Origin of the sequence: Parapedobacter defluvii, assembly GCF_014642075.1 — a bacterium.
In the GTDB taxonomy this organism is placed as follows: Bacteria; Bacteroidota; Bacteroidia; order Sphingobacteriales; family Sphingobacteriaceae; genus Parapedobacter; species Parapedobacter defluvii.
Window position 1 is genome coordinate 92,620 of sequence record NZ_BMIK01000012.1, and the last position, 24,595, is coordinate 117,214.

Sequence of the window (24,595 nt, forward strand, 5' to 3'; positions counted from 1 at the left end):
TTGTTATGAAGCTAAATTTATCAGGTATTCTTTCCTTCGCGTTGCTGGCCGGTACCTGTGGCAATCCTGCACCCACCGCTGTTGTTTCCTATGCGGATACAGCGTTTACCCAAGATTATAGCGTGAAGTATGTTGCAGATGAAGGCCAACAGGCGGAATTCCGCCGGGTGTATGTTAACCGGGACGGAAAAGTGCAGGTGTTGGCAGCAGATGGACTGAAACATCCTTCCAATGGACATTTTTTGTATCCGGGACATGTCACGGAAGACCGTTCCTATCGGTTTATGTCGGCCAAACAACTGGTCGATATGGCACTGTGTAGGGGTGAGCTGGTATACTTGGACAGCCGTGTAATTTTCAGCAATGCATGGTCGGGAAGGTTGTATATCGAGCATCAGTTGGCGAGCCCCACGGCATTTGCCGCCAACGACAGCCTGGAATTTTTAGTGACGGACGGAGAACAGGTACACTTCCTGGCGGATCATGCAGTGAAGTGGAAAGGGCAGGTACCGGGAGGCAAGGTGCTGCAATTGATCGGCCATCCAACCGATCACAGCCAGTTCTTTCTGGTAACGCCCGAGAGCCTATACCGGTTCTCTGCAGCAACCAACCAATTGGAAAAAATACACGACGGAAGCGGGTTTACATCCGCCGATGTGGACGCGCGGAACAACCAATTGATCGTAGGCACATCCGATGGGTATTTCAGGTACAGCCTGAAAGATGGACAGGTAACCGGAGCGTTGCAAAATAAGCTGCCTTGGCCCCACATTGGCCTAGTAAAGGTAATCGGCGAAAAATACTGGTTTGGCACGGACCGGGGTGCTTTTGCGGTGCGGCAGGATGGGAAAATAGATTACTACGCCGGCAAGCGTTGGCTACCTGACGATCAGGTGACCGATATCGCCAGCGGTGCCGGTCAATCGGTTCTTCTACTGACGAAGGGCGGACTGGCCAATATCCATTTCAAACAGATGACGCTGCTGGACAAAGCGATGTATTACGAACAGCAGGTAAGGGAGCGGCATATCCGCAACGGATTTAACGCGACGCTCACCGGTATGAAAGCGGGCGATTTAAGCACAGGCTACATGGGCGACTCGGACAACGATGGTTTATGGACCTCGCTGTACCTGGCGGCACAGGCCTTCCGCTATGCAACCACCGGTGAACAACAGGCCCTGGACAACTGCATGGAGTCATTGGATGCCATGGCCCGCCTGTATGATATCAATCCCGTGCCGGGATTTCCGGCGCGTTCTTTTGAACGCCGTGGCAAGGGCGACACCCGCACCGTGCTTTCCGACCCCGAACGCTGGCAATTGGCAGACCACCCCGATTGGTACTGGAAAGCAACCACCAGCAGCGACGAAGTTATCGGGCATGTCTTTGCGTTCGGGGTGATCGCGGAATTAGTAGATCATAACGACACCCGCGAAAAAGCGATCCGACTGATTGATACGCTGATGGGACATATCGTGAAAAACGACTATTATCTTGTAGATTATGACGGGCAGCCTACGACATGGGGCAGGTGGAATCCCGAATATGTAAATGGATTCCCAACCAATGTCGGCGACCGGAAGCTGAACTCTTCCAACATCATCGCGATGTTACAGACCGCTTACCATTTTACAGGTAAGTCCATTTACAAAGAAAAGGCGTTCGACCTGATGGATAACCACGGGTACCTTGAAAACCTGCTGCGCCCCATGGCTGAGATCGGGGAAGCTCCTGAAGATGCCGATGATTGGAGCCGGATGCTTTCGGGTGCCTGGAACCATTCAGACGATGAAATGTACTTCGCGGGCTATTGGGGTCTGTATCGCTATGCGTTCAACGACACATTGAAAGCGAAATACAAAGAAGCGATACGGGATCACTGGGAGGCAGAAAGACCGGAAAAAGAAGGGGCATGGAACATTTTTACGGCAATAACCGGAACAGCAGATTTTGATCGCGATGAAGCGATCTGGTATTTACAGGAATATCCGCTGGATCTTATCCAATGGACGATGCAGAACAGTCACCGCCGGGATATTGTGCTGCTGCCACCGAATTTCCGGACCCAAACAACCGAAGAGGTGCTGCCACCGGATGAATTGAAAATATCCCGCCATAATAGCAACCGGTTTATACTGGATGGTGGCGACGATGGAGTGGCTGAAAACAGCGCCGGAGACATCTGGCTCTTTCCCTATTGGATGGGCCGGTACCTGGGAGTGATTGATGCTCCGGCCAATCCGTGAGCGTCCGATGGGCCAATCACATAATTCATGATTTATTGACGTAGCAATTATGTGTGATTAACATGAATTACATCTTGAAAATCAATAGGTTGTTGGTGTATAATATGCTAAAATTCGCTATGCAAATGATAATATCCTACAAAGAAGGCACGGGGTGATTGACTACTTTTGAGGAGAAGCGTTCATAACCATACACTAACCAACTCAATACCAAAAACAGAAAAATGGCACACAGACTAGCAAGTAAGCGTTTACGATCACTGGATGCCTTCCGTGGATTTACCGTGGCCGCGATGATCATCGTGAATACGCCGGGTTCGGAAGAGCATGCCTTTGCTCCGTTGCTGCACGCTTCCTGGAATGGCCTCACACCTACCGACTGCATTTTCCCGTTCTTTATCTTTATCGTGGGCATCTCCATCACCTTGTCATACGGTAAGCTGTTAGCGACCGGCCGGACAAAGCGTGAGCTGATCGGGAAAACATTGAAACGGGCTGCATTGATCTTTCTGATCGGCGTTTTGCTGGGCTTATTCCCTGATTTTGATTTTACGGAAATACGCTGGCCGGGGGTATTGCAGCGCATTGCACTTGTATTCCTGGCGTGTGCACTGCTGTTTCTCTATACCGGTTGGAGGCAGCAGGCCGTGATCGGTGCCGTCGTGCTGCTCGCATATTGGGTAGCGTTGCTGTTTGTACCGGTTCCGGGTGTGGGTACGGGCGTGATGGAACCGGGCCGGAACCTGGTCGCGTGGATAGACAGCCTGCTCATTCCCGGTAGCATGTGGCAGGGAACGTGGGACCCTGAGGGGATTCTTAGTACATTCCCATCGGTGGTCACGGGAATCTCGGGGATGCTCGTTGGCAAGCTGTTGTCGGTAGCTAGCATGCCGCACGAACGGAAAGTGTCATGGCTTTACCTAGGTGGGCTATTGGCCTTCCTGCTGGGGTCCATGTGGGGATGGGTTTTTCCCCTCAACAAGAACCTGTGGACAAGCTCCTACGTGTTGTATACTTCGGGCCTTGCTGCGATGATATTCGCTTCGCTTTTCTTTGTTATTGAGGTAATGGGACGGCAAAAGTGGGCAAAAATCGGGGTCGTATTCGGCTCTAACGCCATTACTGCCTATGTCATAGGTGGCATCTTGCCGGCCCTGCTGGCAGGGTTGAACACATGGTACGTAAGCCATTTCATCGAAGGTGGAAATTGGCCCCAAGTGGCATCGTTATTCTGGGCCGTAGGAATATGTGCACTGTGCTATGTGTTCGTATATCTGTTGTATCGGCAGAAAATTTTTATCAAGATTTAAAATTAGGTTAACGCTGAAGAAAGTACTTTGCACCGGTAGCGAACAAACGGGGATGAATAAGATAAACACAATTAAAAGCCACATAAATGAAGTCGATTTTTACGTTCAAAAGAGTGGGCACAAGCCTGTTGTTCTTGTGTTCCCTAGTTTTCTTCGGGTCGTGCTCCAAAAAGGAGGCACCCGAAACCGATTATGCCGCGATTAAGAAAGTCTGGTTGACCGGAAGTTGGAAGCAGCAGGACATTACGTTGGGTGTATCCACCTCGGTAAACTTGCCTGATGGGACAAAATTACCATTGATTGCGGGTAGCAGTATGATCAGCGATCCCACGATCAACGCCCTGTTAAGCGCTTTATTGGGAGAAAATCGTTTTTTAGCGACCGTAAACAACAGTTTCACGTTCGGGGCCGATGGTACATACAGCATTGATGGAGCGACGGATCTCATTATGCCGCAAGCCGAAAAAGCAGGGAAATGGGAACTGGAGGTATATGGAGCAGTTATCGCTTTATACTCATCTGCAGATGTCAGGGCACCCTATTGGGTCAATTCAATGAACGAAAAGGAAATGAGTGTCGGGTTGATCGTTAAATTTCCCGGATTAGGGGACGTACCGCTCAACTTGTTGCTTGAAAAACAGTAGCAGTTAAAAAACTAGACAATATGAAAAGATATTACTACTTATTTAGTGTCATTGTGCTCTTGCTTTTTGGCTTGGATGCGGGAATGGCGGCACAACAGACGGTCTTAGTAAGAGGTAGCGTCCATGACGACAGTGGGCCCATTCAGGGAGTTACCGTGGCCGAAAAAGGGACGGACCGTGTTACGGTTACTGCTGCCGATGGAACATTCGAGATCCAGGTGGCGACCAGACAGAGCGTGCTGCGGTTTTCTGCGGTAGGCTATGAGTCCACTGAGGTCATTGTTGGGGAACAAACCAGTCTCCGGGTCACATTGGCGCCCAGCTCGCACCAATTGGATGACGTTGTGGTGACGGCGTTGGGGATCAGCCGGGAAAAGAAGGCGTTGGGCTATTCCATTGAAGAAGTTTCGGGAAAGGAGATGGTACGGGTGCCACAGGAAAATATATTAACAGCGATGGCAGGTAAAGTTGCCGGCGTGGCCATTAACCAAACAAGCGGAGCAGGATCTTCTGTGAGTATGGTAATTCGCGGAGCTACTTCATTGAACAATGATAATCAACCGCTAATTGTGGTGGATGGTACTCCTTTAAATAATACCATTAATAATGTTTCCCAGGTCAATGGCGTGGATAATCGGGTGGATTACGGTAATTCCATCTCCAGCATTAACCCCGACGATATCGAGAATATTTCGATTTTGAAGGGGCCCAGCGCTGCGGCATTATATGGTTCCAGGGCGGGCAACGGTGTCATACTCATTACCACTAAAAGCGGTAGACAAGCCCAGAAACTAACGATAAATGCCTATACCAACACGGTATTTGATCAACCATATCGTTTTCTAAAAGTGCAATCAAAGTTTGGCAGCGGGCAAATATCCGCTATTCCTGTTTCGGTAAGCGGTAACCTGCTTACAAACCCCTTCGGTGCTTTGGTACAGGATTGGGTGAACGGCTATTATGGTGCTGAACTGGATAAAGGATATGAAGAAGTGCAATGGAATAGCCCGGTGGACGAGAACGGAAAACAGATAAAAACTCCGTTGATTTCGCACCCTGATAACGTCAAAAACTTTGTACAAACAGGCATTACCAGCATTAACGGGTTATCTGTAGCCAATAATAATAACCTGGTAAGTTACCGGCTTTCTTACTCTAATATGCAAAACCGGGGTATTGTACCCAACTCCGACCTGTTCCGGAATACCTTTAACCTTGCAGCCGACGTCAGAGCCAGTAAAAATTTTAAAATAAGCACCAACCTGGACCTGAGCCGTAATAATTCCAACAACCGCCCTGCCGGAGAAAGGGGAGCTAACCCACTGCAATGGGCTTACTCTGTTACACCCAGTACCGATATCAGGGATATGAAAGATTACTGGATGCCGGGACAAGAAGGATACCTGCAAAGATCCCAGGATGCGGCGCGGCTGGCAGCAAGCGGCAAACCGCCTACCTTTAATAACCCGTATTTCTTAGCCTATGAAATCAATAACGGCTTTATACGGGATCGGGTGTTTGGAAATATCAGGGCCGATTGGCAGATATCGAGCGCCTTCTCTTTTATGGCCAGGTATTCGTTAGATAATTTGGCTGAAGAGCGCGAAACCAAATTAGGCAGAAGTTATTCAGAGGATCCTTACGGCGGGTATGGATTAATGAACCTTAAAAACTTTGAAAATAACGCCGACTTTTTGCTGACCTACAAAAAGGAGTTGAGAGACTTTAATTTATCGGTATCCGGTGGAGGCAACCATCGCTATCAGACCGGGAGCAACGCAAATGCTTCTTCCATCAATGGGCTTATTACGCCGGGGGTTTATACGCTTTCCAATATTGCAATGGGTAATCTTGTGTCGTCAAGTTCCAGATTTGAAAAAGCCGTTAACAGTGTATATGGCTTATTGAACCTGAGTTACAAGGACTACCTGTTTTTGGATGTATCCGGCCGTAATGACTGGTCCAGTACGCTTCCTGACGCTGCCGGCTATTTTTATCCTTCCGCTTCTTTGAGCGTGCTGTTAAATGAAATACTGGGAATGTCATCCGACGTAAACCTGTTTAAGTTAAGAGGCGGTGTGGCTCAGGTAGGTAACGATACGGAGCCCTATAAATTAATGGCGATGTTGGAAAATGCAGGCACATTTGCGGGAGTACCCCAGCTTGCTACCTCAGCGATACTGCAAAATGCCCAGCTAAAGCCTGAGATTGCGAGCTCGTACGAAGGGGGAATAGACCTGGCGATGTTTGGTGGGCGACTGCGCTTTGCGGGGACGTACTATATGGTCGAAAATAAGAACCAGATTTTAAGTACCGAAACGCCCCCTTCATCGGGTGTCATTCGGAAAAATATTAACGCCGGCCTGTTAAGAAGCAAGGGTGTCGAAATGACTTTTGGCATCACACCCATTGAAAACAGAAACCTGCGATGGGATGTTAACGTGAATTTTACCAGGAACCGGACAAGGTTGATCGAACTATCTGATGACCTTCCTTATTTCACGTCGTGGAATGAAGCAAAAGGCGGCGCCTGGACGTATGTAGGTGACGAAATGGGAGACATCTATGATGCTCAGATCGTAACGGTAACCGATAAAAACAGCAAATATTATGGTTATCCCATATTGGACAACACCGGGAAATGGCAGAGCATCGATGCCGTAAATACGAAAAATAAGGTAGGAAACTATAATCCGCGTTTTGTTTTGGGGGCACAAACATCGCTTACTTATAAAGGCTTTAGTTTGAGCATGACATTTGACTGGCGCAATGGTGGTGATTTTATATCGCAAACGTACCGGTATATGGAAGAGGGAGGCCTTTCGCAACTGGCGTACGATAGACTGATCAACCCGGGTGTCCTTCAGGGGAAAGAATTAAGAGATTACCTGGTATCCAATCAGGATAGGCTGATTATATCGGACGGACGTACCATGCCAATAGTTGGTGGACCTACTCCGGAATATAACAGTTTTCCCTTTGTTTACGGACCTTATACCGTGCCGTATGGTGGTGTGTTCATTCCAGGGGTATATCTTGATGAGCAGGGTCAATACGTAGAGAACCTGGGAGAAAATATCGGAAAAGAAGGAGGCACCAAAACACTCCCCCTTGCTGGCGCAACGCCCTGGTCTTTTACCCGTACGGCTACATTCGATGCATCCTACCTGAAATTAAGGGAGATTTCGTTGGGCTTTAGCCTGCCGCAGAAAGTTGTACAACGAGTAAAGGCGCAGGATGTGAACATTTCTGTTTTCAGCAGAAATATCATGTTGTGGACAGCAGCTAAAATAAACATTGACCCCGAAAATGCGTTTCAGCCCAGGGTAGGTGATACGCGGGGTGGTATGCAGTTCGCCCAAGGTATTGAACGATATAACGTAAATCCCTGGGTAATTCCGGTTGGTTTTAAAGTTAGTGTAACTTTCTAAATAGTAAACTATGCTACGCAATAAGATAACAAAAATAGTCTGCGCTATTGTTTTAGCAGTCTCATTTTTAGGTTGTAAAAAATACCTAATGGATCTGAATATTGATCCAAACGGCATTCAACCCGAAACGGCGAATCCCAACCTGGTGTTAACAAAAGTACTTTCCTCAACAGGGATGGCCTTTACCAACCTGGGCTATCAGGATGTTGCCGGGGTCATGCAGCATACGCAGAAAGACGGCTGGGCCGACGGGCATAATAATTACGACTGGGGACAGAGCAATGACTGGTCGATTTATTACGATATTTTAAGAAACAATAAGTTTGTATACGAGCGAGCGGAACAACTGGGGTATGATTTACAAAAAGGTGTATCCCTAGTTATGAAAAGCATGGTATTCGGACTTATCACCGATTTATTCGGCGATGCACCTTATACCGCTGCACTCAATGCGGATGAGGGGGGCGATGAAAATATGTTCCCTGTTTTTGATAAACAACGAGATATTTACCTCGGTATACTGGCCGACCTGGAAACGGCTAATACCCTGTTATCGAAAAACAAAAACGAATACAACAGCACGATTGAAGCAGCTGATATTTATTACCAGGGCGACCCGGTTAAGTGGCGCAAACTGGCCAATTCCCTGCGTTTAAGATACCTGATGCGGCTTTCCGTGAAAGAGCCTGCCATTGCAAAGGCCGGTATTGAGGAAATTGCCGGGGACCCTACCAACAACCCGATTATCACAACGGCAGCAGATGATGCCAATATGCCTTCGTGGACACCCGTGTATGATGTGAGTGAAAGTGAATACAGGAGAATAAAAATGTGTCAAACGCTTGTAGAGGCCATGCGGGCCGGTAACGATCCCCGCCTGGGCGTATGGGCTAAAAGAGTGGAGATACCTATTGTGATGGATGAAACCCTTCCTGATGGTACCGACAAGATTGAAGACGGCAAGCGGTACATTTCCCCGGATATTTTATCAAAGAAAGGACTTACAACAGCTGATATTAGCCTCAATCCCGACTATGTTGGTATTCCGCCGTCTTATACTGCCCCCGCGGCATACAATCTAAGCCCGGATGTGAATCAGGCTGCATTTAATCCACATGTATCTTGGTTGAGCGATATGTACAGAACATTTAATAGTCCACTGCTGAAATCAAGACTTTTGTCGGGTTCGGAAGTAAATTTCATATTAGCTGAGGCGGCGTGGCTGGGCTGGTCTTTGCCTGAAACTGCTGAAACCTATTATAACAATGCCATAAAAGCATCGCTTGAAACATGGGGAGTAGGCGATGCATATGCCGACTTCATAGCCCAACCCGGTGTTGCATATGATGGCACTCAAAAGCAAATCATTGTCCAAAAATGGATCGCCAGCTGGCAGGCGGCTACAGAATCGTGGGCAGATTATAAAAGAACCGGCTTTCCCGAATTGCATACCGGCCCCATGGCCATAAAAGCTGCGGTGCCGGTTCGCTTTTATTATATGCTGAGTGAACGGAATTTGAATAAAACGAATGTCGAAGCCGCCATGGAGAATCTGGAAGAAACCCCCTATTCTCAATCAGAAGGGGCGAACAGCGCCTGGTCAAAACCCTGGGTTATTCAGGGAACCGGAAAACCGTGGTAGGGGAAAGGTGTGAGGTATCAGGTAAAATCATTTGAAAGATGTATATAAGAGTAATCATTTTTTTTCTCTGTATAGTCAGTTTCATCCCTCATACCTATGCCCAAACCTTGAAAGCCGGGGCGGCGGTGAGGGTCATTACCCCCGATCCGCTGTTGCCTGTTTCGGGAGGTGTAGGCATACCACGGCCGGCCAACACACAGCGGGGGGATTTATTTGTACGTGCGCTGGTCATTGAATCTGGGGATACACGTGTCGCTTTTGTCAGCATTGACAATTTGGGATGGCCTGCTGTCCTGGGCGATAGCGCCCGCGCATTGATTACCGGGATTCCTCCGGAAAACATCCTCATCGGGGCAACGCATACGCACAGCGCTCCCGACGCTTACGGGTTTCCCGACGAGCATGGGGTACATTATGCCGATTTGGATTACCTCCGCTTTTGTGTGCGGCAAATGGCCGAGGCGGTCAATGAAGCTGTTAATAAACTGGAGCCCGCTTCGTTGAAAGTCGCTTTGGGAGAAGCGAATGGACGCATCGCCTTCAACTACTATGCGGAAGAGCTTTATGATCCGCGATGCGGCGTTATACAGGCTGTTTCCCAGAACGGTAAGGTCATTGCAACCCTGGTTAATTATGCCATCCACCCCGAGGTGCTTGGCTCCAAGCGGGGCGTGCTGAGTCCCGATCTCTGCGGGCCGCTATACGAACGTATCGAAGAACGGGTAGGAGGGGTAGCCCTGTTTATGAACGGAGCGCAGGGAGGCATGGTTACGGCAGACAACCGGCAGGCGAAGTCGGATGAACTCCCCGATCAATGGGCCGAATGTGTCCGGATCGGAACGTTGCTTGCCGATGAAGCCATCCGGCTGATCCAGGGTGGACAGGTATTGACCGACCCGGAGCTGTTGTGTGTGTCGAAGCAGATTAACTTCCCGGTGGAATCCCCCATCATGCAATACATCCTGGAGCATTCGCCTTTGGGCTACCTTTCACACACGCCAAACGAAATTACAACCCGCATCAATGCGGTGAAGATTGGCCCTGCGACGATATTGACTATTCCGGGCGAAGCATTACCCAATATCGGGTATTACCTGAAGCGGAAAATGAAGTCAGACTATCCGTTCCTGTTCGGGCTAACCAACGATGCGTTCGGTTATATCCTCATGAAAGTGGATTTTGATAGTTTTAAGCGCTACGCTTACATCTCGCGCACCAGCCTGGGGGAGATGACCGGCGAAATCTATCTAGACAAAGCGTTGGCCCTGGTGGACGAGCTTGATCGTTAACGATATTGAAATTAATTAACTAGTTGCAGAATAGAAGAAAAATGAAAAGAGTCTTGTTGAGTTTATTGTGGATAGAGGGGCTGTCTATCGGTTTGAGTTATGGGCAGGCTGCATTGGTAGAGGTTTCTCCCAAAAATGCCTTGTACCATTACCTGGAGTCGGAAGACGCTTCTTACACCTGGGAGTTGAAAGACGTTATCAAGGAGGGCCCCATTGTGGCTTACGACGTATTACTGACCTCACAAACCTGGCAGGGGCATGTGTGGAAACATCAGTTGACCCTGATCGTGCCTAAGAAGGTTAAACGTAAAACCGCGTTACTTTTCATTGATGGAGGCAGTGTCAACAACGAGGGCGAACCCAATTGGCGGGATCCCCGGAAGAACGATGTTGCATTAGCGCTGGCAGGTATTGCATTGGAAAACAAAGCAATTACAGCGGTATTGAAACAGGTACCTATGCAACCGCTATATGGAGGCAAGCGGGAAGATGCTTTGATTTCCATGACCTTACACAATTACCAACAGGATAACGACCCCACCTGGCCCCTGTTGTTTCCGATGGCCAAAAGTGCCATCCGGGCGATGGACGCCATACAGGAATTGACGGCGAAGCAGCTGAACAAACAGGTTGAAGATTTCGTGATTTCCGGTGCTTCGAAGCGGGGTTGGACCACTTGGCTGACGGGTGCCTCTAAAGATAGCCGTGTGAAAGCCATCGCACCGATTGTGATTGATATCCTCAACATGCCGGCCAACCTGAATTACCAGTTGGAAGCTTATGCAGAGTACAGCGAAGAGATAAAAGATTATACCGATCTGGGTATTCCCCAAGCGATGAATTCAGAGAAGGGGCGTAACATTGTCACCATGATCGATCCGTATTCCTATCGGTCTGTACTCACTATGCCCAAGATGATTTTTATCGGAACCAACGATCCCTACTGGGTGGTTGACGGTGTTAAACACTATTTCGATAGCATCCCGGGCCAAAACTTCCTGCACTATGTACCCAATGCGGGGCATAACCTCGGTGGGGGGAAACAAGCGTTTAAGGCACTGGGTGCATTTTTTGGATTCACTGCTAAAGAGGAGCCTTATCCGGTTACCCAATGGAAAACAACCGTAAACGGACAGCAGGTATCTCTGGATATCAACGTCACACCGAAGCGTCTGAAAGGCGTGAAGCTATGGCGTGCCTATTCGAAGGATCGTGATTTCCGGGATGAAACCTGGGCTTCGACCGACCTTGAGCTGCCCCGTACGGCATCCGTTTCGGCAACCATCCCGTTGCCCGCCGATGGTTATCAGGCATTTTATGTCGATTTGATCTACAAAGGTCCCAATGGAAAAGAATACAGCCAAAGCACACGGGTATTTGTGACAAGCGATAAGGAAATATTATAACCATGCTAAGATGTTCCATGCAAAAGGCAATATCCTATAAATAAATCGGCACGTTTTAGCTTATTTTTGGGTAGTTGTTCGGATGGTCTTTCTGGGGAAAAGGAGAGAATACGCTAACCGATTATTACCGAACGACAAATATAGTTTATTAATCTATAAATGCTGGCTGCGGGGATGTAAATGTAAATGCCCCACGCTAAAAGCAGAGATAAATCGCGGTGCAAACGCGGGTTGACACTTGACGCTTAAGCAAGCGGTGTGGCTCCTTTGTTAGCTACCATAACGGCATTGTCTTATAAATAACTGAATATGAAACAACGTTTTACACTAAAAATGAAACAGGTATTCCTGCTGTGCGGTTTATCTGCCCTGGGGTTGACGCAAAGTCCTGTGGTTGCGCAACAACAAAGTAGGTCTGTATCGGGGGTTGTCCGGTCAAGTACGGATTCGGCCCCCCTGGAGGGCGTAGGAGTGGCCATTAAAGGTTCGGAAACCAGGGCCGCCACAGATGCCAATGGCAAATACACGATCCGTGTTACGGGAGACCAACCGGTGCTGGTGTTCAGGTCTGTCGGCTACGAGCCCCAGGAAATCGCGGTGAATAATAAGCAGGTGATCGATGTATCGTTAGTGCCTACGGAGGAGCAGCTTGATGAAGTTGTGGTAACGGCGCTCGGTATTGAACGGGAAAAGAAGTCGTTGGGATACAGTGTGGGTACGGTGGCTGGGGAGGATCTTGTAAGGGTTCCACAGACAAATGTGGTTAATGCACTTTCCGGCCGGGTTCCGGGGGTGACCATTAACCAGACCGGCGGGCCGGGGTCAACCGTGAGTATGGTGATCCGCGGGCAGACATCGTTGAGTACGGATAACCAACCGCTGTTTGTCATAGACGGTATTCCCATGCAGAATAAGCTAAACAACGCTGCGGGAGGGAAGCGGGGCGACCGTAACGACGTGGATTACGGCAACGTGATTTCCGACATCAACCCGGAGAACATTGAAAGCATTTCCATCCTGAAGGGCCCCAGTGCAGCAGCGCTGTATGGTTCACGTGCAGGAAACGGGGTTGTATTGATTACTACCAAGTCGGGAAGAGGAGACCAGGGTTTGGGGATTACTTTTTCGAGCAGTAATGTATTCGAAGTACCTTACCGTTACGTTGATTTTCATTATAAATACGCGAATGGAGACCGGCCTGATCATTATAACGAAGGTTCCGCATACTGGGGTGGGCTGCCATTGGATCAGGGAAATAAAGCACCTCATTTCATGAGCCCGCTTGATGAGAACGGGAATAAAATTCCCATTGAATTGAAGTCTTATCCGGATAATGCGAAGAATTTTCTGGAGACCGGCATAACCTCGGTGAACAACCTGACGGTTGCCGGCTCAAGGGGTTTTGGCACTTACCGGGTATCCTATGACATGATGCGGCACAATGGGATGATTCCCAATTCGGATTTAAAACGGGATGCGATCTCATCCGTTGCTGAATTTAATGTAGGGCAGACGATCAAGTTGCGGACGAACCTGAACTTCCTGCGGTCGAGTTCACCCAATAGACCCGCTACGGGGCGGGGTGCGAATCCGTTATATGCATTGTACAACTGGTCGGCAGTCGACGTCCGCGATATGCGGGAGATCTGGTTGCCTGGGCAGGAACAAATTGCGCAGCGGCGCCCCGGAACGGGCGAAGACAATCCATACTTTCTCGCGTATGAATTAACCAATGCGTTTACAAGGGATCATGCGTATGGCAATGTGGAAGCCGAATGGACCCCGTTGCAAAATCTGGTGCTATTGGGACGTGTAGCACACGATGTGTTCAATGAGAATCAGGAAACGAAAGTGCCGTGGAGTTATTCGCGTGCCAGTAAAGGCGGATATTACCTGGATGATTTTGTGAACCAGGAGACGAATATGGAATTCCGGGCATCGTACCGCCTATTCCCGGGTGATTTTGACATCAGTCTGACTGCGGGGACTTCAGGTATGCACCAACAGGGCAAAAGCCAGTATATGGGCGGTACCGAGCTGACAATACCGGGTCTGTACCGGATCAGCAACATACCGACGGGTAACCGACAGACCACAAACAATACCTATGAGAAGCGAATCTATAGCGTATTCGGGTTGGCGTCCATCGGTTTTGACGATAAGCTTTACCTGGATGTGACCGCGCGGAATGATTGGTCGAGCACATTGCCCGCTAACGACCGTTCGTATTTCTATCCGTCGGCATCGTTAAGCTGGCTGGTGAACAATACGGTTAAGTTGCCGACGGCATTTTCTTTGTTCAAGCTACGCGGGGGCGTAGCACAGGTGGGGAATGACACCGGTCCCTATCAGCTGTATAATGCACTCGGTACCGGCAACTGGGGAGATCTGATTACCATAAATATCGATCAGAATTTGCGGAATCCGATCTTGAAGCCTGAGATAGCCACTTCGTATGAGGGAGGGATCGATCTGAATCTGTTTAAGAACCGGTTACGGTTCGAGGGAACGTATTTCTATGTGGAGAATAAGAACCAGATCCTGAACGTGAATGTTTCACCTTCATCCGGGTATGTGACGGCAAAGACAAATGCAGGATTGCTTTCGAGCCGGGGCTTGGAGCTCATGTTGTCCGGAACACCGATCGCGGACCGAAACGGATGGAATCTTGATGTAAGCCTGAACTGGTCTCGCACCCGCGCCCGGTTGGATCGGCTTTCCGGTGACCTAAAATACCATGAGTTTTGGAAGGATAACGAAGGCGGTGCTTACACCTGGGTAGGCGAAGACATCGGCAACCTTTACAGCCGGGGTTATATGCAAGTGACCGATCCCAATAGCAAGTATTACCGTTGGCCGATTCTTGACCAATCCGACGGACAATGGATCTATAACAACGGGGTCGAGAACATGGAAAAAGTGGGTAATTGGAATCCCGACTTTCTGATGGGAGGACAGATTGCACTCCGTTATAAGCGTTTCTCGCTGACTACCAGCTTTGACTGGCGGAAAGGTGGGCAGTTTATGTCCTGGACCTACCGCTACGGCGGATCCGACTGGAAGGACGCCAACCAGGAGAAAAAGCTGATACCGGGTAGTCTTTACGAACCCGAAGAATTGGCGGCTATGTTGAAATCGAATCCTGAAAAATACATCATCCCGCAAAATGGAAATTTCCCGCGCGTAGGCGGACATACTGCGGAAACCGGAGGATACCCCTTTGAGGGGTTGAATGACGGCGGATTTGTGCCCGGTGTTTTTGACAACGGCGATGGAACCTATACGGAAGTGCTGGGAGGACCGGGTACACCAATTCTGACCCAGATCACCGATATCTATGCCTGGGGTTTCAACAAACAGGTTACATTTGACGCGGATTTTCTGAAAATACGCGAAATTTCGCTGGGATATTCGCTGCCCAATTTTGGGAAATTCAGAAACATGCATGTCTCTGTTTATACACAGAATATCATGCTGTGGACGAAAGCCAATATCGGCGTCGATCCTGAGCGGGCGTTTCGAGTCAATGAAACGGGATTCCGCCAAGGCATTGAATGGAATAACATTTTGCCGTATACGTCTCCCATCGGATTTAAAGTCAGTATAAGCCTTTAATCACAGCTAATAACACAAGGCCATGAAGGTAATGAAAACTCTATATAAACTAGCGATCGTAAGTGTCTTATTTTGTGCGATATCGTGCAGCGATAAGCTCACGGAAGCGAACATCGATCCAAACGTTGTGGATCCGGCTACCGGGAATCCCAACATGATTATGCCGACCGTCCTGGCGACGGCCGCTACGGATTACCTCCTTAAGGGATGGAACGAGCCAGCGGGTATCGTGCAACATATCCAGCACGACAGTTGGAACTCGGGAATAAATCACTATGACTGGACGCCTCAGGATTGGACAAATTATTACGGTATGTTGCGGAACAACAACTACCTGCTGACCAGTCCCAACGCGTATCCCTTCCACGAAGGGGTTGCCCTCACGATGAAGGCATTCATTTTCGGGATGATTACGGATTTGTGGGGCGATGCGCCGTACACCGATGCGTTGAAAGGGGATGAAGGACTTTTTGAACCCGTTTTTGATACGCAGGAAACCATTTATCGGGGGATTTTAGCCGATTTGCAGGCTGCTTCCGATATATTTGCAACCGGAGATAATTCCGGCTACCTGGCTGGGTATGACGTGTATTATGGCGGGGATCCCGCAAAGTGGCAACGTTTTGCCAACAGCCTCATCCTCCGCTATGCGATGCGGATTTCCGAAAAGTTGCCCGATGTGGCAAAAGCTGAGATTGAACGCGTAGCGGCTTCGGGAATTTACATCAAGACACCGGCAGACGATGCGGTGATTACCTACGTGGGTACACAAACGAGCAATGCGTGGCCGATTGAGGCTCCCTGGACCGGCGATAGTCCCTTCAGCAATTTTCGCAGGAGAAAACCGGGTCAAAAACTAATCGATCAACTGTTGTCTACACAAGACCCCCGTTTGGCTGTTTGGTGGAGCCCGGTTCAGGTACAATGGGTGGCCGACCCAACGTTGGGCCGGTATATGGATGACGCCATTTATCGGAATGATGAGCGACTCAGTGTGGTTACATTGCCCGATGCAGAATTCGAACAGGCAATTGCCGCCGGTAATAAATTCACACGGCGGTTTAACCCTAACCTGAAAGGTGCAAACGATCCCGAGCTGAATACCGATCTTTATGTGGGATTACCGGCAGGATTAGTATCGCCGGATAGTTATAACGGCAATCCGGACGCTGGCCAAGACAAACCGAACCAGCATGTATCCTTGATGTCCCATTTGTATCGGAACCACTCAGATCCCGAACTGATGAAATCCAGGATCATATCGTCGGCCGAAGTGAGTTTTATCCTTGCAGAAGCTGCTTTGAAGGGATGGTCCGTCAATGGGAGTGCGGAGTCCCATTACCTGGATGGCATCCGGAATTCATTGATTACCTGGAAGCAGGAAGGTGCATATGCGGATTTTGTGACCAGGGAAGGAGTTGCGTTTAACAGCGCCACGGCGTTGCAGCAAATCATCACGCAAAAGTGGATAGCCAGCTGGACAGGTGCGGTGGAAGCTTGGATGGATTTCAGAAGGACCGGATGGCCGGATCTCAAGCCGGGTCCCGCCTCTGCACAGCCTGTCTTGCCCGTGCGGTTCATCTATGGATCGGCAGAGCAGTTGGCCAATTCGGCCAATATCGCGGAAGCCATAAAGCGTCTGGAACAAAATCAATACAGTAATCAGCCCAATAGCCAGTGGTCTAAACCCTGGATTATACAAGGAACAGGCAAACCGTGGTAACGGTTTGCCTGAAACTTGAAACCCACAAAGGTAGTTGTATAAGTTGGATTGCAAAATCCAACTTTTTTGCGTTTATGGCTGATCTTATTATCTTTACGCTTCGCAATTTGTACTAGCTATTGGCAGGATTAAACAATGAAGTGCCTCCGATGGTTAATACCTGTGAAAATGGCGCTAACGAACTAAACAGCCTATGTGGTATAGATCAAAGCTTTTTGTCGTTTCGATTATCGGGGTAGCCATTGTATGGGGGATCTTCAGCCTATCGCCGGAAGACGAGGTTGATTTCAGTACAGAGATTAAGCCCATTATCAATAAACACTGCATCTCCTGCCACGGTGGCGTAAAGAAAAACGGCGGATTCAGCCTGCTTTTTGAAGAGGAAGCGTTTGCCGAAACCAAATCGGGTAAGCCCGCGATCGTTCCGGGGGATGCTGAACACAGCGAGCTTATTCGCCGGTTAACCGCGGAAGATCCTGAAGAACGGATGCCCTACGATGCGCCCCCGCTTAGCAAAGCCGAAATCAAACTGCTTACCAAATGGGTGAACCAGGGTGCAAAGTGGGGAGAGCATTGGGCATATTCACTTCCCAAAGAGGTAAAGGTACCCCGTACCGGCTTTGCGTTGGCGGCTTTTTGGAATCTTTGGGACAGCCCGTCGTTGCATAGCGATATTGATTATTTTATCAAAGCCAAGCACAAAGAGCAGGGGCTGGCATTTTCGCCGGAGGCAGATCGGGCTACGTTGCTCCGCAGGCTGTTTTTGGATCTGGTCGGTCTGCCGCCTTCGCCCGAACAGGTGGAGTCGTTTGTGAACGATAAGCGACCGGACGCTTATGACCGGCGTGTCGATAGTTTACTGGCTTCGCCCCATTTCGGCGAACGCTGGGCTTCCTGGTGGCTTGATATGGCGCGTTATGCCGATACCAAGGGGTATGAGAAAGACCCGTCCCGCGAAATATGGGCCTATCGCGATTGGGTTATCAAGGCGTTTAACAGCGATATGCCTTTCACCCAATTCACGATTGAACAATTGGCTGGCGACCTGCTTCCCAATGCTTCAAAGGATCAGCTCATTGCCACTGCTTTCCACCGCAACACCATGACAAACGATGAAGGCGGTACCGAAGACGAGGAGTTCCGCGTTGCAGCGGTTATCGACCGTGTCAATACCACATACCAAACCTGGCTGTCGACCACCTTTGAATGCGTGCAATGCCACAGCCACACCTACGATCCCATCAAGTTTGAAGAATATTATAAGTCGTTGGCTTTCTTTAACAACACACGCGACGAAGATACGCCCGCAGATTATCCGACCCTCCGTTTTTTTAACGGGGAAGACAGTCTGCAGATTGAACGAGTTAAACAATGGGTGGGCAGATACGCAGATGCCGAGCGGGTGACTGCCACAGATCGGTTCCTGTATACCCTCGAACCCAAAATCCACGCTCACTCGTGCGACCAATTGATCAACGGAGCGTTGGTCGATACCAAATGGCTCGGAATCCGGAATGGGGGGAGCGCACGGATACCTGCCGTTACGGTAGGCGATAACGATGTGTTTTATATGAATTACAACTCGGGCACACCGGGAGGCGAAATGGAAATGCGGTTGGGGACACTCAGTGGTCCGCTATTGGCGAGGGCGAAGCTGAAACCCACCCAAGGTACGGAAACCGTTGCGATTCCGACAACAACCCCGAAAGGTAAGCACGATATCTACCTGATATTTAAGAACGCTTCGCTGCCACCGGGGCAAGCGGTTTGCCTTGCGGAATGGATGACTTTTCGCCAGCCGTTACCCGGTACCCATCAGGAGGGCTACGCTGAATTGGATGAATCTTTCCTGCAACTGATCAACCGCAGAACACCCTCCGTGCCGATACTCGTTGAGAATCCACCCGAAATGGCCCGTGAGACCCCCATCTTTGAACGCGGCAATTGGTTGGTTCACGGGCCGGTGGTCGAGCCGGATGTGCCCAAGTCGCTCAATGACTTTCCCGATGGTGCGCCACGCAACCGCCTGGGATTTGCCCAATGGCTCGTCAGTGAGGAGAATCCACTTACCGCACGCACCTTAGTCAACCGGGTTTGGGCACAGCTATTCGGACAGGGAATCGTTGAGCCACTGGGCGACATGGGTACGCAGAGCGATCCGCCTACCCATCCCGAATTGCTGGACTGGCTCGCACTGCAATTCATGCATGAAATGGATTGGAGCGTAAAAAGTCTACTTAAAGAGCTCGTTACATCCACCACTTACCGGCAGTCATCGGTAATGACCAAGGAAACCGCTGAAAAAGATCCTTCCAATAAGTACTATGCCCGTGGCCCCCGGTTCCGGCTTTCCGCCGAACAGATACGCGACCAGGCGCTTGCGGTAAGCGGTCTGCTGAGTACGAAGATGTATGGACCCAGTGTCATGCCCCACCAACCCGAAGGGGTATGGATGAGTGTATACAGCGGCGAACGTTGGGAAACCAGCCCGGGAGAGGACAGATATCGGAGAGGGGTGTACACCTTTATCAAGCGGACGAGTCCTTACCCGTCCTACATAACGTTCGATGCCTCCAGCCGGGAAGTATGTTTGATAGACCGGATAACAACCAATACGCCCCTGCAGGCACTTACTACGCTAAATGATCCGGTCTATATGGAAGCCGCCGTTCACCTGGCCAAGCGTATGGTCGAGACCGGGGCAGGGGATGTTGCCGAATCCATCCGGTCGGGATACCGCGCGGTTATGCAACGGCCACTTTCCCGGGATAAGCTCCCAGCGTTTGAAAAACTTTACCAAGAGGCATATCGTCACTACCGGGAAAAACCGGCAGAGGCGGGTAAGTTGATCGGGGGGGCATCCGGTACGGCAGAAACGGATGCCTGTACAGCGGCGTATACGATGGTGGCCAATGCCCTCCTTAATCTCGATGAATTCCTCACAAAATCATAACCCATGGATAAATTACTGAAAGAAGCACAAGAAGCCGAATTAAGAGCCATCACCCGGCGCCATTTCCTGATGGAATGCGTGGCAGGCGTGGGCGGCCTGGCTTTGGGATCCATGTTGGGGGGATGCATGGGGGCGCGTTCTAGTAGCGGTTCACTCGCTTCCCGGCTTCCCCATTTTCCCGGACGCGCGAAAAGTGTCATTTACCTGCATATGGCCGGTGCGCCGTCGCAGTTGGAGTTATTTGATTACAAACCGGAATTGCAGAAGCTCCACAATCAGTTATGTCCGCAGTCGTTGCTCGAAGGCAAAAAGTTTGCGTTCATCCGCGGCACCCCCAAAATGTTGGGGCCGCAAGCAACCTTCCGCCAGCATGGCGATAGTGGTGCGTGGATATCCGATCTCCTTCCGCATTTTTCAACGGTGGCAGATGAGGTAAGTTTCCTGAAGGCGGTGCATACCGATCAGTTTAATCATGGGCCCGCCCAACTTTTCATGCACACCGGGCACGCCCGTTTGGGAAGACCCAGTATTGGATCATGGGTAACCTACGGACTTGGTACGGAGAACAGTAACCTTCCGGGTTTTGTGGTGTTGACCTCCGGTGGCAAAACCCCCGATGCGGGAAAGAGTGTATGGGGCAGCGGCTTTCTTCCATCGGTATATCAAGGGGTACAATGCCGGTCGCACGGCGATCCGGTGCTGTATATCAGTGATCCCGAGGGGATGGACCGGGATATGAAGCGGAAGGCAATTGACGCCATCGGCGCGGTGAACAGGGAGGAGTATGCGACCTATAAAGACCCGGAAATCCTGACCCGTATCGCCCAATACGAAATGGCTTATAAAATGCAGGTAGCCGTACCGGAGGTAATGAACATCAACAACGAGCCCGAATACATCCACGAATTGTATGGCACGCAACCAGGCAAGGAGTCCTTTGCAAATAATTGCCTTTTGGCACGCAAGCTGGTGGAACAGGGTGTACGCTTCGTACAGCTGTTTGATTGGGGATGGGATAGCCACGGAACGGGCGCAGATACCGCACTCGATCTAGGTTTCCGGAATAAATGCCGTGAAATCGACCGGCCTATGACAGCTTTGTTGCTGGACCTGAAACAAAGAGGTCTTCTGGATGAAACGTTGGTGGTATGGGGTGGAGAATTCGGCCGGACCCCGATGCAGGAAAACAGGGACAACAAGGACATGCCCTTTGCCGGCCGTGACCATCATCCCGATGCATATACGATATGGATGGCCGGGGGTGGCGTGAAACAAGGAGTCTCCTGGGGGGAGACTGACGAAATCGGCTTTTCTGCGGTTAACGGCAGTACCTCTGTTCATGACGTCCATGCCACGATGCTTCACCTGCTGGGCTTCGACCACGAGAAGTTTACCTATGAATTCCAGGGGCGTCCCTTCCGGCTCACCGATGTGGAAGGGAACGTCATCCGGGCACTTGTTTGATTTTAATAGCTGATTCTACGAACCTTTTGAAAACCTGCTACGGAAGTTAATGGAAAATAACGGTGACTTACTCCTTTTCCTTGGGAGGTGGCATCCTTTGCTGGTACACCTTCCCATTGGCATGTTAATCATGGCCTTTGTCCTGGCGTTGCTCAGCCGGAAGAAAGCCTATTCGTCTTTGGCTCCCGCGGTATCGATTACCCTTCTTTTTGGCGCCACCGCTGCCGTGGTAGCAAGTGTTACAGGGTATCTGCTGTCCCTCAGCGGTGGCTACGATGTGCGTACACTTTCGCTCCACCAGTGGGTAGGCATCAGTACAGCCTTGGTGAGCGTGTTGTGCTGGCTGCTGTACCGTAAACCGGTTGATATGAGGGATGTGTTTTATCGGATCAGAAAAGGGCGTTTCGCAGTGCTTGGCCTTATGCTTGCATTGCTTGGTATTGCCGGGCATTTTGGGGGTACGCTTACACACGGAGATGGATATTTGACGGAAGCCCTGCCCGCTCCGATGCGGAAACTGATAGGTTGGCAGCCCGAGGTGGTAACCATCGAAAATGTGCAGGAGGCGGCCGTTTATACAGCTATCATCCAACCCATCTTCCGGCAACGCTGTCAAAGCTGCCACGGCACGAAAAAACAGGAGGGCGAATTGGCGTTGCATACCTTCGAAGCATTAATCAAAGGCGGGGAAAGCGGGCAAGCCATCGTTGCTGGGGATACGCTGGGAAGTGAGCTGTACCGGCGTTTGACACTGCCCGAGGGCGATGAAGACCGGATGCCGCCCAAAGGGCGTACACCGATCAGTGATCACCAGATCCGGTTGATTGCCTGGTGGATTGATGCCGGTGCACCTAACGATAAACTGGTGAAGGAAATGGCTCAGCCTGAAGAAATTCAACCCATATTGCTGGGGTTGGAGGGGGGTGATACAAAAACAGCCCTGGGTAAGGAGCCTGTACTAACTTATGAGGATATTCCGCCCGTTAAGCAGGAGGCCGTTGACAAGCTGTTGGCCAAGGGAATGACGGTTGTGCCTGTTGCGGAAAATAAAAATCAGGTCATCGTCAGTGCCATCAACTACCCTGCATTCAGCGATGGCGATGCCGAGCTATTGCTTGAACTGGGTGCTAATATCGCGCAGCTTAAGCTGGGTGGAACACAGATTACGGATGCTGCATTGAAACATTTCGGAAAGCTGACCGGATTGCGGCAGCTCCATCTGGAAAATACGGCGATAACCGATGAAGGTATCGCCTACCTGAAAGACTGCGGGCAGTTGTGGTACCTCAATCTGGTTCATACCGGTGTAACGGATAAAGGCATTCAGGTGCTGAATCAAATTCCAGGCTTGCGCACCTTGTATCTGTATGAGACGGCGGTGACCCCCAACGGTATTGCTGCACTCGTCCAAGCTGCTCCGGAATTGAAGATTGACACGGGCAACTACCAATTGCCGGCATTGCCTTCCGATACTGTGGTGTATTAATTTTGAGGTTACGGTCGATCTTGCTACCTTTATCCGTATAATTGTTACTCATTATAGGCCTTATAAACAATGAATAGACGATCTTTTATCCGTTCCTCCATTGCGCTCTACGGTGCGTTGGTTTTTGCATTGACCTCCTTTGGGCAATCCCGTCCACCGCATCCCATTCAGGTGCTGGTATCACCGGATAAGCCGGATTGGACCTACCATACAGGTGAAGAAGCTACGTTTACGATACGGATTTTGAAGCACCAGGTCCCAATGGAAGATGTGGAGGTAACGTATGCAGTAGGACCGGAGAAAATGAAGCCCGTTAATCAGGGAACGTTGAAGTTAAAAGGAGGCGTTGCAACGGTAAAAGGCAAATTAACCGATCCCGGTTTTTTGCGGTGTGAAGCGCTGATTACGGTAGATGGTGCGGATTACCGGGGCCTCGCCACGGCTGGATATGCGCCGGAAAGCATCCAGCCCACACAAATCCTGCCAGACGATTTCTGGGAATTCTGGGATAACGCCAAGGCGGAAGCTGCAAAAGTTCCGTTGGATGCCAAACTGACGTTAGTTGCAGATCGCTGCACCGAAAAAGCCGATGTCTATCAGGTGGATATTCAGAATTACCAAACGGGAAGCCGGATCTATGGCATTTTAGCCAAGCCCAAAACACCGGGTAAGTATCCCGCTGTGCTGCAGGTACCGGGTGCCGGCATCCGCCCTTATTACGGGATTGTGGATTTGGCAGAACGGGGTATAATTACGCTACAGATCGGTATCCACGGTATTCCGGTAATTTATGAAACGGGATTGTACAACAATCTTGCTGCGGGAGCGCTGAAGAACTATCAATTTTTCAACTTGGATGACCGGGACCAATATTATTACAAGCGGGTTTACCTGGGGTGCGTGCGTGCGATCGATTACCTGTTCTCTCTGCCCGAATTTGACGGTTCCAACCTTGCCGTGTGGGGCGGAAGCCAGGGAGGTGCGCTATCCATCGTCACGGCAGCGTTAGATAACCGGGTAACACATTTGGTGTCCTTATATCCCGCGTTATGCGACCTGACGGGCTATCTGCACGGGCGGGCCGGGGGATGGCCGCATATGTTCAACGACGCCAACGCTCCTTTTATGGCCAAGGAAGAAAAAATCAAGGTATCGGCTTATTATGACGTGGTGAATTTTGCACGTTCTGTTAAGGTACCGGGGTTTTATACCTGGGGGTACAACGATGAAACGTGCCCACCCACCTCGTTTTATTCAGCCTATAATCAGATACAGGCATCCAAGGAATTATACCTAATGCCAGAGACGGGGCACTGGACGTTTCCCGAGCAACAGACGAAGGTACAGGAGTGGCTGCTGAAGCAGCTATTGAAATGAGAATGA

The 24,595-nt window shown here is 50.1% G+C and carries 13 protein-coding genes; all 13 read left to right on the forward strand.

Features of this window, described 5'->3' with window-relative positions; all coding sequences use genetic code 11:
- Positions 1-5: 5 nt before the first annotated feature.
- The 13 genes from IEX60_RS16325 (at position 6) to IEX60_RS16385 (ending at position 24,589) form a co-directional block, all read left to right on the forward strand.
- Positions 6-2,249, forward strand: coding sequence for a hypothetical protein (locus tag IEX60_RS16325; RefSeq protein WP_188752472.1), 2,244 nt, complete (start codon positions 6-8; stop codon positions 2,247-2,249).
- A gap of 224 nt (positions 2,250-2,473) precedes the next feature.
- Positions 2,474-3,559, forward strand: coding sequence for an acyltransferase family protein (locus IEX60_RS16330; protein WP_188752473.1), 1,086 nt, complete (start codon positions 2,474-2,476; stop codon positions 3,557-3,559).
- Between the two features lie 86 nt (positions 3,560-3,645).
- Positions 3,646-4,203: a hypothetical protein gene (locus IEX60_RS16335; protein WP_188752474.1), complete on the forward strand. Its 558-nt coding sequence runs from the start codon at positions 3,646-3,648 to the stop codon at positions 4,201-4,203.
- 20 nt (positions 4,204-4,223) lie between these two features.
- Entirely contained in the window at positions 4,224-7,634 is a 3,411-nt protein-coding gene (locus IEX60_RS16340) for a SusC/RagA family TonB-linked outer membrane protein (protein ID WP_188752475.1), read from the forward strand.
- Positions 7,635-7,722: 88 nt separating this feature from the next.
- Positions 7,723-9,276 carry a SusD/RagB family nutrient-binding outer membrane lipoprotein gene (locus IEX60_RS16345; RefSeq protein ID WP_229717605.1) on the forward strand — a complete coding sequence of 518 codons (1,554 nt, stop codon included), beginning with the start codon at positions 7,723-7,725 and terminating at the stop codon, positions 9,274-9,276.
- Between the two features lie 38 nt (positions 9,277-9,314).
- Positions 9,315-10,565 (forward strand): hypothetical protein, encoded by a 1,251-nt coding sequence (locus tag IEX60_RS16350; protein ID WP_188752477.1) that lies wholly within the window; start codon positions 9,315-9,317, stop codon positions 10,563-10,565.
- 41 nt (positions 10,566-10,606) lie between these two features.
- A complete protein-coding gene (locus IEX60_RS16355) occupies positions 10,607-11,971 on the forward strand; it encodes a PhoPQ-activated pathogenicity-related family protein (RefSeq protein ID WP_188752478.1) in 1,365 nt (454 codons plus the stop codon).
- Positions 11,972-12,280: 309 nt separating this feature from the next.
- Complete coding sequence (locus IEX60_RS16360; protein ID WP_188752479.1) at positions 12,281-15,586, forward strand: SusC/RagA family TonB-linked outer membrane protein; 3,306 nt, start codon at positions 12,281-12,283, stop codon at positions 15,584-15,586.
- 22 nt (positions 15,587-15,608) lie between these two features.
- Positions 15,609-17,309 carry a SusD/RagB family nutrient-binding outer membrane lipoprotein gene (locus tag IEX60_RS16365; RefSeq protein WP_188752480.1) on the forward strand — a complete coding sequence of 567 codons (1,701 nt, stop codon included), beginning with the start codon at positions 15,609-15,611 and terminating at the stop codon, positions 17,307-17,309.
- A gap of 193 nt (positions 17,310-17,502) precedes the next feature.
- The gene (locus IEX60_RS16370) at positions 17,503-20,262 is read left to right on the forward strand and encodes a DUF1553 domain-containing protein (protein ID WP_188752481.1); all 2,760 of its coding nucleotides are present in this window, start codon (positions 17,503-17,505) and stop codon (positions 20,260-20,262) included.
- A gap of 3 nt (positions 20,263-20,265) precedes the next feature.
- Positions 20,266-21,726, forward strand: a complete 1,461-nt coding sequence (locus IEX60_RS16375; RefSeq protein WP_188752482.1) for a DUF1501 domain-containing protein — start codon at positions 20,266-20,268, stop codon at positions 21,724-21,726.
- Between the two features lie 49 nt (positions 21,727-21,775).
- Entirely contained in the window at positions 21,776-23,212 is a 1,437-nt protein-coding gene (locus tag IEX60_RS16380) for a c-type cytochrome domain-containing protein (protein WP_188752483.1), read from the forward strand.
- Between the two features lie 69 nt (positions 23,213-23,281).
- On the forward strand, positions 23,282-24,589 hold the full coding sequence (locus tag IEX60_RS16385; protein ID WP_188752484.1) for an acetylxylan esterase: 1,308 nt from the start codon (positions 23,282-23,284) through the stop codon (positions 24,587-24,589).
- The last annotated feature ends 6 nt before the right edge of the window (positions 24,590-24,595 follow it).

Coding starts and splice junctions, on each gene's coding strand:
- IEX60_RS16370 (WP_188752481.1), top strand. CDS start 17,503: ATGTGGTATAGATCAAAGCTTTTTGTCGTTTCGATTATCGGGGTAGCC.
- IEX60_RS16350 (WP_188752477.1), top strand. CDS start 9,315: ATGTATATAAGAGTAATCATTTTTTTTCTCTGTATAGTCAGTTTCATC.
- IEX60_RS16355 (WP_188752478.1), top strand. CDS start 10,607: ATGAAAAGAGTCTTGTTGAGTTTATTGTGGATAGAGGGGCTGTCTATC.
- IEX60_RS16330 (WP_188752473.1), top strand. CDS start 2,474: ATGGCACACAGACTAGCAAGTAAGCGTTTACGATCACTGGATGCCTTC.
- IEX60_RS16340 (WP_188752475.1), top strand. CDS start 4,224: ATGAAAAGATATTACTACTTATTTAGTGTCATTGTGCTCTTGCTTTTT.
- IEX60_RS16335 (WP_188752474.1), top strand. CDS start 3,646: ATGAAGTCGATTTTTACGTTCAAAAGAGTGGGCACAAGCCTGTTGTTC.
- IEX60_RS16375 (WP_188752482.1), top strand. CDS start 20,266: ATGGATAAATTACTGAAAGAAGCACAAGAAGCCGAATTAAGAGCCATC.
- IEX60_RS16380 (WP_188752483.1), top strand. CDS start 21,776: ATGGAAAATAACGGTGACTTACTCCTTTTCCTTGGGAGGTGGCATCCT.
- IEX60_RS16385 (WP_188752484.1), top strand. CDS start 23,282: ATGAATAGACGATCTTTTATCCGTTCCTCCATTGCGCTCTACGGTGCG.
- IEX60_RS16325 (WP_188752472.1), top strand. CDS start 6: ATGAAGCTAAATTTATCAGGTATTCTTTCCTTCGCGTTGCTGGCCGGT.
- IEX60_RS16360 (WP_188752479.1), top strand. CDS start 12,281: ATGAAACAACGTTTTACACTAAAAATGAAACAGGTATTCCTGCTGTGC.
- IEX60_RS16345 (WP_229717605.1), top strand. CDS start 7,723: ATGGATCTGAATATTGATCCAAACGGCATTCAACCCGAAACGGCGAAT.
- IEX60_RS16365 (WP_188752480.1), top strand. CDS start 15,609: ATGAAGGTAATGAAAACTCTATATAAACTAGCGATCGTAAGTGTCTTA.